1 protein-coding gene is annotated in these 987 nt (G+C 64.9%); it reads left to right on the top strand.

Annotation, left to right across the window (positions count from 1 at the left end):
* Positions 1–987, top strand: a 987-nt coding sequence (locus BBF94_RS26850) for a histidine ammonia-lyase (protein WP_141676641.1), incomplete at both ends; no start/stop codon positions are given.

Genomic DNA, 987 nt, shown 5'->3' with positions numbered 1-987 from the left:
GACCCGCATCGCCAGCGCCGACCTGGAAAACCTGCAGCGCTCGCTGGTGCTGTCCCACGCCGCCGGCATCGGCGAGCCGATCAGCGATGAGCTGGTGCGCCTGATCATGGTGCTCAAGGTCAACAGCCTGAGCCGTGGTTTCTCCGGCATCCGCCGGGTGGTGATCGACGCGCTGATCGCGCTGATCAACGCCGAGGTTTATCCGCACATTCCGTTGAAAGGTTCGGTCGGTGCATCCGGCGATCTCGCGCCACTGGCGCACATGTCGCTGGTGCTGCTGGGCGAGGGCAAGGCGCGTTACAAGGGCGAATGGATGGAAGCCACTGAAGCGCTGAAAGTGGCCGGTCTGACGCCGCTGACTTTGGCCGCGAAAGAAGGTCTGGCGCTGCTCAACGGCACGCAGGTGTCCACCGCATTCGCCCTGCGCGGTCTGTTCGAAGGTGAAGACCTGTTCGCCGGCGCGCTGGCGGTCGGTGGCCTGAGCGTGGAAGCGGTGCTCGGTTCGCGTTCGCCGTTCGACGCCCGCATCCACGCGGCCCGTGGCCAGAAAGGCCAGATCGACACCGCCGCCGCTTACCGCGATCTGCTCGGCGAGCGCAGCGAAGTCTCCGATTCGCACCAGAACTGCGAAAAGGTGCAGGATCCGTACTCGCTGCGCTGCCAGCCGCAAGTCATGGGCGCGTGCCTGACCCAGTTCCGTCAGGCTGCCGAAGTGCTGGTGATCGAAGCCAACGCCGTCTCCGACAACCCATTGGTGTTCGCCGCCGAAGGCGACGTGATTTCCGGCGGTAACTTCCACGCTGAGCCGGTGGCCATGGCCGCTGACAACATGGCCTTGGCCATCGCCGAAATCGGTTCCCTGAGCGAACGCCGCATCTCGCTGATGATGGACAAGCACATGTCGCAACTGCCGCCGTTCCTGGTGGCCAATGGCGGCGTGAACTCGGGTTTCATGATCGCTCAGGTGACTGCGGCGGCGCTGGCCAG

The organism is Pseudomonas bananamidigenes, assembly GCF_001679645.1.
Lineage (GTDB): Bacteria > Pseudomonadota > Gammaproteobacteria > Pseudomonadales > Pseudomonadaceae > Aquipseudomonas > Aquipseudomonas bananamidigenes.
This window is presented reverse-complemented; position numbering and strand designations above follow the sequence as displayed.